The following is a 7,307-nucleotide window of genomic DNA, read 5'->3' on the forward strand; positions in this document are numbered from 1 at the left end:
CTCTGGCCAATCGCGCGTGTCTGGCCGATAGTCCGGGCCATGCAAGACGGCCTGCCCATCCATGATGCGATCCCCGAGCTGATCGATGCCCTGCGCGGGCGCGGGCGGGCGGTGCTGCAGGCCCCGCCCGGGGCCGGCAAGACCACGGTGGTGCCGCTGGAGATCTGGCGGGCAGGCCTGGTGCCGGGCCGGATCGTCATGCTCGAGCCGCGGCGTCTGGCCGCCCGCGCGGCGGCAGAACGCATGGCCGACACCCTCGGCGAGCGCGTGGGCGAGACGGTCGGCTACCGCATCCGCGGCGAGGCGCGGGTGGCGCGCGCGACCCGGATCGAGGTGGTGACCGAAGGTATCCTGACGCGGATGATCCAGTCCGATCCCGATCTGCCCGGCGTGGGTGCGGTGATCTTCGACGAGTTTCACGAACGCTCGCTCAACGCCGATCTGGGGCTTGCCTTGTGTCTGGAGGTGGCCGGCGCCCTGCGCGAGGACCTGGTGCTGCTGGCGATGTCGGCCACGCTGGATGCCGAGCCGGTGGCGCGGCTGATGGGCGATGTGCCGGTGATCACCTCGGAGGGGCGCAGTTTCGAGGTCGAGACCCGCTGGCTCGACCGGCCCCGGCGCAAGGGCGCGCGCTTCGAGGATGCGTTGGCGGATCTCGTCGCCGATGCGGTCGGCGAGACGGAAGGCGGCGTGCTGGTCTTTCTGCCCGGCGAGGGCGAGATCCGCCGCGTCGAGGCGCGGCTGAACGGTCGCCTGCCCGAGGACTGCCATCTGCGCCCCTTGTTCGGCGCGATGGAGTTCGCCGCGCAGCGCGCGGCCATCGCGCCCTGCACCCAAGGTCGCAAGATCGTGCTCGCCACCGCCATCGCCGAGACCTCGCTGACGATCGAGGATATCCGCGTGGTCGTGGATGGCGGCCGGTCGCGGCGCGCGCGGTTCGACCCCGGCAGCGGCATGTCGCGGCTGGTGACCGAGCCCGTGACCCGCGCCGAGGCGACGCAGCGCGCCGGGCGCGCCGGGCGGGTGGCGCCCGGCATCTGTTACCGGCTCTGGACGCGCGGCGAGGAGGGAGCGTTGCACCCCTTCCCCCCGGCCGAGATCGAGGCTGCGGACCTCGCCGGGCTGGCGCTGGAACTCGCGCTCTGGGGGGCGGATCCCGCCGATCTGCCCTTCCTGACGCCGCCCAATCCCGGCAGCTATGCCGAGGCGCAGGCGCTGTTGCGAATGCTGGGGGCGCTGGATGCGCGCGGGTTGATCACCGATCACGGGCGGGTGCTGGCCGGCCTGCCGCTGCATCCGCGCCTCGCGCATATGCTGGCGCGGGCCGGACCCGGGGGCGCCGAGCTTGCGGCGCTTCTGGCCGACCGCGATCCGCTGGGGCGCGGCGCCCCGGTGGACCTGTCGCTGCGGCTGGACGCCATTCGCGACCCGCGCGGCGATGCCGAGCGCAGCTCGCACCCCGCGGGTCGCGCCGCGGTCGAGCGTATCCGCACCGAAGCGAGGCGCCTTGCCCGGCAGGCGAACGGCAAAAGCGCGATGAGCGCCGCCGAGATGGCCGCGCTGGCCTATCCCGACCGCATCGGGCTGCGCCGCAAGGGCGAGGCGCCGCGCTACGTTCTGTCGGGCGGAAAGGGGGCCGCTATGCCCGAGGGCGACCCGCTGGCCGGCGCGCGGCTGATCGTGGCGACGGACCTCGACGGCGATCCGCGCGAGGCGCGCATACGCCAGGCGATCCGCATCACCGAGGCCGAGATCCGAAGCCTCTACGCGGGTCAGATCGGCTGGCACGACATCTGCCGGTGGGACCGGCGCGCCCGCCGGGTGACCGCCCGCCAGCAGGAACGCTTCGGGGCGCTGGTCCTCGATGATCGGCACTGGACGGACGCCCCGCAGGACGCGCTGGCGCGCGCGATGCTCGACGGTGTGCGCGAGCTGGGGCTGGTCTGGACCGACGCCGCGCGGCGCTTCGCGGCGCGGGTTGCGCTATGCCGCGATGCAATCCCCGACCTGCCGGACCTGTCGGAGGCCGCGCTGATGGAGACGCTGGAGACGTGGCTGCTGCCCTATCTCGCCGGCGTGACCACCGCGCAGGACTGGAGGCGCTTCGACATGCTGGAGGCGCTGCGCGCGCAGCTTTCATGGCAGCAGATGCAGGCGCTCGACCGTCTCGCACCGGCGCATTTCACCACGCCGCTGGGTCGCAGGATCCCCGTGGATTACGGCACCGACCCGCCAGAGATCACCCTGCGCCTGCAGGAGATGTTCGGCCAGACCACGCACCCGGTGGTGGGGCGCACGCCGCTGCGTGTCACGCTTCTGTCGCCGGGCGGCAAGCCGGTGCAGACCACCACGGACATTCCCGGTTTCTGGGCGTCGTCCTACGCCGACGTCCGCAAGGACATGCGCGGCCGCTACCCGCGTCATCCCTGGCCCGAGGATCCGACCGCCGCCGATCCCACTCTGCGCGCCAAGCCGCGAAACCGATCCTGAATTGCGTTCTTTACCCGTTTGTCATATGCTGCGATTATAAAAAATGTTAATGAGTCAGAGCAGATACATGATGAACCGGTCATTTCCCCCAGGCGGGGACGCCACTCTCGTTGTCCCCCCCGTCTCCGCCGATGCCGATGACATGCAAGTCGGCGCGCTTTGCTGGCGAAAACGCAGGGGTCAGACCGAGGTTCTGCTGGTGACCAGCCGCGAAAGCGGCCGCTGGGTGGTGCCCAAGGGCTGGCCGATGGAAGGCCGCAGCGCCGCCGGCGCGGCCATGCAGGAGGCCTGGGAAGAGGCCGGCGTGCGCGTCGATCCCGCCGAGGCCAGTCCTGCCGGGCAGTTCGACTACATCAAGCGGCTGAAGGACGGGCGCAAGCTGCGGCTGACCGTGCATCTTTACAGAGTGCGCCTGCGCAAGAGCGACCTGCACGCCAAATTTCCCGAGGCGAAAGAGCGCAAGCGCACCTGGATGACCGCCCGCAAGGCGGCCTCGAAGGTCGAGGAGCCGGGGCTGCGCAAAATCCTGGGCCGTCTCTGAGCCTCAGACCGGCATCAACACCCAGTAATCGAGATCCAGCAGCACGTGCGGCAGGTACTTGCCGGCCGCGTCCTTGAGGGTGAACGCCTCGCCGCCCTTCGTGGCCACCAGCCGCAGGCGCAGCGCGCCGACGCCCGGCGCGCTTGTCTCGGCGCGGTCCAGCACCTCTGACCAGGCGCGCAGGGTGTCGCCGGCAAAGCACGGGTTGGCGTGTGATCCTGCGTTGATCGCGGCGATCATCTGGGCATTGGCGAGGCCATTGAACGACAGCGCCCGCGCCATCGAGATCACGTGCCCGCCATAGATCAGCCGCTTGCCGTCTTCGCGCGGCGTCACGTCGAAATGCGTCTTCGAGGTGTTCTGCCACAGGCGCGTGGCCATCATGTGCTCGGCTTCCTCGATGGTCACGCCATCGACATGGTCGATCACCTCGCCGATCTCGTAATCGCCCACCCGGTGCGGATCGCCCGCCAGCCCGAAATCGTAATTGGTGAAATCGAGGCCGGCAGGCACCACCAGGGCGCCGGGATCGACCGCCGCCGCGAGGTCCGGCACCACCGGTTCGGGGGCGGGGGCGGCCTCGTCATGTTTGCGCACCATGACCCAGCGGACGAACTCCATCACCGGCAGGTCGTGCTGGTTGAGGCCCGTGGTGCGCACATAGACCACGCCGGTCTTGCCCGACGAGTTCTGTTTCAGCCCGATCACCTCGGATTCGCTGCGCAGCGTGTCGCCGGGATAGACCGGGTGCCGCCAGCGCGCCTCGGCATAGCCCAGGTTCGCGACGGCGTTCAGCGAGATGTCGGGCACCGACTTGCCGAACACGATGTGGAACGCCGCCAGATCGTCGATCGGACTGTCGGGCAGTCCCGAGGCCCGCGCGAACTCGTTCGAGGAATAAAGCGCGTGGCGCGCCGGATAGAGCGCGTGGTAAAGCGCCCGCTCGCCGCCCGACACGCTGCGCGGCACCGCGTGACGGATCACCTCGCCGAGGCTGTAATCCTCGAAGAAGCGGCCGGGATTGGTCTTCATCTACTGGTCCCCAAGCTTCATGTCGGGCGAATACGTGCCCTCGGTTTCCTTCACCACGGCCTGCCCGCAGCGCATCACGCCATTGGCGCCGTCGAAGCCGTAGGTCGGCCCGCCATGCAGGTGCCAGCCCTTGTTGAGAGCGTCGGTCACCTTGTGGCAAAACTCGGACGTGTCGTCGGCGGTCAGGAACCTGTACAGTTTCATGTGCTTACCCCGGGAACGGCCAGACGCCGAGCCAGTTGTGGATCCAGGTCATCGCGAGGAACGCCACGATGGTGATGCCGACGAGGATGATGTCCTTGCTGGCCGGGCCCGGCTCTGGTCGGACCCATGTCTCGGAGCGGTTGATCACCGCCACCTCGGCCCCGGCCCACAAAAGCAAGCCCCCGAACAGGATCAGCGAGGCCAGGTCGCCATTGACCAGCAGATGCGCCACCGCCCAGACCTTGACGGCGGTCAGCTGCGGATGGCGCATGGCGCCGCGCAGCCGGCCCTTGGTCGCGCTCATCCCGTAAAGGAACACCGCGGCCAGCATCAGCAGGTTGTTGACATGCACCGTCCAGGCGGGCGGGAACCACAGGTTCACGACCTCGGCCTGGCGGTAGCCCACGATCATCAGCACCAGCCCGGCAAGGATGCCCACGGCGGCCAGCGCCTTGCCGGCATTGCCCATCCGCGCGCGCAGATCGGGCAGCACCCGCTTGAAAAGATGTACGGCGGTCCAGAGGACCAGCCCGAGGGTGAGATTGACCATGGTGGCTACTCCGCTGCCATTTCCCGTATCGCCTGCGCGCGGGCGAGGGTGCGTTGCGCGGCCACGGCATGCAGATTTTCCACGATCTGCCCGTCCACCACCGCGACCCCCTGGCCCGAGGCGCGGCTTTCTTCATAGGCGGCAATCTGGCGTTCGGCCAGTTCAATCTCGGAATTGGTGGGCGCGAAGGCGGTGTTGGCGATCTCGATCTGCGCGGGATGGATCAGCGTCTTGCCGTCGAAGCCAAGGTCGCGGCCCTGCTCGCATTCGGTCTTCAGCCCGTCGCCGTCGCGGAACCGGTTGTAGACCCCGTCGATGGCCACCACCCGTGCCGCGCGCGCGGCCATCACGATGCGCTGTAATGCTGTCATCAGCGGCATGCGGTCGGCCCGCATCCGCGCGCCGAGGTCCTTGTTGAGGTCGTTGGTGCCCGCCACCAGCCCGGTCACCTGCCGGTGCGCGGCGATCTCGCGCGCGTTGAACACGCAGCCCGGGGTCTCCATCATCGTCCAGACCGGCAGGTCGGGGCCGATCACCTCCGACAGGGTGTCGATATCCGACGGGTTGTTGACCTTGGGCAGCAGGATCGCGTCGGCGCCGGCCTCGCGCAGGGCGATGGCATCCTCCAGCCCCCAGGCGGTGGTCAGCGCGTTGATCCGCACGATCTTGGCGCGCTTGCCGTAGCCGCCGCTGCGCAGCGCTTCGGCCAGCGTGGCGCGCGCCTCGGCCTTGGCATCGGGGGCGACGGCATCCTCGAGATCGAAGATGATCGCGTCTGTCGCCAGCCCGCGCGCCTTGTCCAGCGCCCGCTCCTTGGAGCCGGGGATGTAGAGAACCGATCGGTAGGGATGCGCCGTGCTGTCCATGGGCTGACCTTTCCGTATGCGCGTGCATGCAACGATGTTGCGCCGAAATGACATTTCCCGGTGCAAAGTTTCAAGCGCTTTTTGCCGCGATGCAGCGAAAGCCGCCGGCGGGCCATACGCGCCCCACGCGCCAGCAGCCTTGCATGGGGGCCCAAAGCGCTTTAGTCCGATCTGCAGATTTTCAACCGATGGAGACAGACAATGGCCAGACCCAAGATCGCGCTGATCGGCGCGGGACAGATCGGTGGCACGCTCGCCCATATCGCCACGCTCAAGGAGCTGGGCGATGTCGTGCTTTTCGACATCTCCGAAGGCACCCCCGAGGGCAAGGCGCTCGACATCGCGGAATCCGGCCCCTCCGCACGGTTCGACGCCAAGCTGAAAGGCACGCAATCCTACGAGGATATCGCGGGCGCGGATGTCTGCATCGTCACCGCCGGGGTGCCGCGCAAGCCCGGCATGAGCCGCGACGACCTGCTGGGCATCAACCTCAAGGTCATGAAGGCCGTGGGCGAGGGGATCGCGGCCAACGCGCCCGACGCCTTCGTGATCTGCATCACCAACCCGCTGGATGCAATGGTCTGGGCGCTGCAGAAATTCTCCGGCCTGCCGCCCGAGAAAGTCTGCGGCATGGCCGGCGTGCTCGACTCGGCGCGCTTCCGGCATTTCCTCAGCCTGGAATTCGGCGTGTCGATGCGCGACGTGTCGGCCTTCGTGCTGGGCGGGCATGGCGACACCATGGTGCCCTGCGTGCGCTATTCCACCGTCGCCGGCATCCCGCTGCCCGACCTGATCAAGATGGGCTGGACCACGCAGGAAAAGCTCGACGCGATCCTGCAGCGCACCCGCGACGGCGGCGCCGAGATCGTCGGCCTGCTGAAGACCGGCTCGGCTTTCTACGCGCCCGCCACTGCCGGCATCGAGATGGCCGAGGCCTATCTCGGGGACCAGAAGCGCGTGCTGCCCTGCGCGGCCCATTGCAACGGCGAGTTCGGCGTGAAGGGCATGTATGTCGGCGTGCCCACGGTGATCGGCGCGGGCGGCATCGAGCGGGTCATCGACATCTCGCTCAACAAGGACGAGCAGGCGATGTTCGACAAGTCCGTCGGCGCGGTCCGCGACCTCGTCTCGGCCTGCAAGGAAATCGACCAGGCGCTGGCCTGACCGCGCGGTCGCGACGCCATCCAAGGCAGGGCCGGGACATCCCCGGCCCTGATTCTTTCGGCGCGGCGCTTGGTGCCGCCTTGTGATCACAGGTTTCGAGCGTGTGATCACAAGCGCCGCAAATCCGGCGGAAAACCCCGAAACCTCAAAAAATCATTTAAACCGGCCCGCATTCTGTGCCTATACATGTTCCAATCGCAGCAAGATGGGACAGTGTCATGAACATCCACGAGTATCAGGCGAAAGCGCTGCTCCGGTCTTACGGGGCTCCGGTCTCGGACGGGCGTGTCGTTTTGCGGGCCGAGGAGGCGAAGACGGCTGCGGGGGCGCTGGACGGGCCGCTCTGGGTCGTGAAGGCGCAGATCCATGCCGGCGGGCGCGGCAAGGGCAAGTTCAAGGAGGCCGGGGCCGGCGACGCGGGCGGGGTGCGGATCTCGAAATCGGTGGAAGAGGCCGCCGA

The 7,307-nt window shown here is 68.5% G+C and carries 8 protein-coding genes; 4 read left to right on the forward strand and 4 right to left on the reverse strand.

Annotated elements, in window-relative coordinates; translation table 11 throughout:
• The first annotated feature begins 39 nt into the window (after positions 1-39).
• Positions 40-2,490: an ATP-dependent helicase HrpB gene (gene hrpB / locus V8324_RS15890; protein WP_336420910.1), complete on the forward strand. Its 2,451-nt coding sequence runs from the start codon at positions 40-42 to the stop codon at positions 2,488-2,490.
• A 142-nt stretch (positions 2,491-2,632) separates the two neighbouring features.
• On the forward strand, positions 2,633-3,031 hold the full coding sequence (locus V8324_RS15895; RefSeq protein ID WP_336420911.1) for an NUDIX hydrolase: 399 nt from the start codon (positions 2,633-2,635) through the stop codon (positions 3,029-3,031).
• A gap of 3 nt (positions 3,032-3,034) precedes the next feature.
• Here the strand turns inward: V8324_RS15895 and V8324_RS15900 are convergent, their stop codons facing one another.
• The 4 genes from V8324_RS15900 to V8324_RS15915 are packed head-to-tail and all read right to left on the reverse strand — an operon-like array spanning position 3,035 to position 5,683.
• Positions 3,035-4,063 carry a MaoC family dehydratase gene (locus tag V8324_RS15900; RefSeq protein ID WP_336420912.1) on the reverse strand — a complete coding sequence of 343 codons (1,029 nt, stop codon included), beginning with the start codon at positions 4,061-4,063 and terminating at the stop codon, positions 3,035-3,037.
• Entirely contained in the window at positions 4,064-4,267 is a 204-nt protein-coding gene (locus V8324_RS15905) for a DUF1737 domain-containing protein (protein ID WP_336420913.1), read from the reverse strand.
• A gap of 4 nt (positions 4,268-4,271) precedes the next feature.
• Positions 4,272-4,817: an NnrU family protein gene (locus V8324_RS15910; RefSeq protein ID WP_336420914.1), complete on the reverse strand. Its 546-nt coding sequence runs from the start codon at positions 4,815-4,817 to the stop codon at positions 4,272-4,274.
• Positions 4,818-4,822: 5 nt separating this feature from the next.
• Positions 4,823-5,683: an HpcH/HpaI aldolase/citrate lyase family protein gene (locus V8324_RS15915; RefSeq protein ID WP_336420915.1), complete on the reverse strand. Its 861-nt coding sequence runs from the start codon at positions 5,681-5,683 to the stop codon at positions 4,823-4,825.
• A gap of 201 nt (positions 5,684-5,884) precedes the next feature.
• Here V8324_RS15915 and mdh point away from each other — a divergent pair, with 201 nt between their 5' ends.
• Together mdh and V8324_RS15925 are read left to right on the forward strand one after the other, a co-directional pair.
• Positions 5,885-6,847 carry a malate dehydrogenase gene (mdh, locus tag V8324_RS15920; protein ID WP_336420916.1) on the forward strand — a complete coding sequence of 321 codons (963 nt, stop codon included), beginning with the start codon at positions 5,885-5,887 and terminating at the stop codon, positions 6,845-6,847.
• A gap of 218 nt (positions 6,848-7,065) precedes the next feature.
• Positions 7,066-7,307, forward strand: a 242-nt coding sequence (locus V8324_RS15925; RefSeq protein WP_336420364.1) for an ATP-grasp domain-containing protein, incomplete at its 3' end; no start/stop codon positions are given.

The organism is Roseovarius sp. D22-M7, assembly GCF_037083785.1.
Taxonomy (GTDB): Bacteria; Pseudomonadota; Alphaproteobacteria; order Rhodobacterales; family Rhodobacteraceae; genus Roseovarius.

Coding starts and splice junctions, on each gene's coding strand:
- hrpB (WP_336420910.1), top strand. CDS start 40: ATGCAAGACGGCCTGCCCATCCATGATGCGATCCCCGAGCTGATCGAT.
- V8324_RS15895 (WP_336420911.1), top strand. CDS start 2,633: ATGCAAGTCGGCGCGCTTTGCTGGCGAAAACGCAGGGGTCAGACCGAG.
- V8324_RS15900 (WP_336420912.1), bottom strand. CDS start 4,063: ATGAAGACCAATCCCGGCCGCTTCTTCGAGGATTACAGCCTCGGCGAG.
- V8324_RS15905 (WP_336420913.1), bottom strand. CDS start 4,267: ATGAAACTGTACAGGTTCCTGACCGCCGACGACACGTCCGAGTTTTGC.
- V8324_RS15910 (WP_336420914.1), bottom strand. CDS start 4,817: ATGGTCAATCTCACCCTCGGGCTGGTCCTCTGGACCGCCGTACATCTT.
- V8324_RS15915 (WP_336420915.1), bottom strand. CDS start 5,683: ATGGACAGCACGGCGCATCCCTACCGATCGGTTCTCTACATCCCCGGC.
- mdh (WP_336420916.1), top strand. CDS start 5,885: ATGGCCAGACCCAAGATCGCGCTGATCGGCGCGGGACAGATCGGTGGC.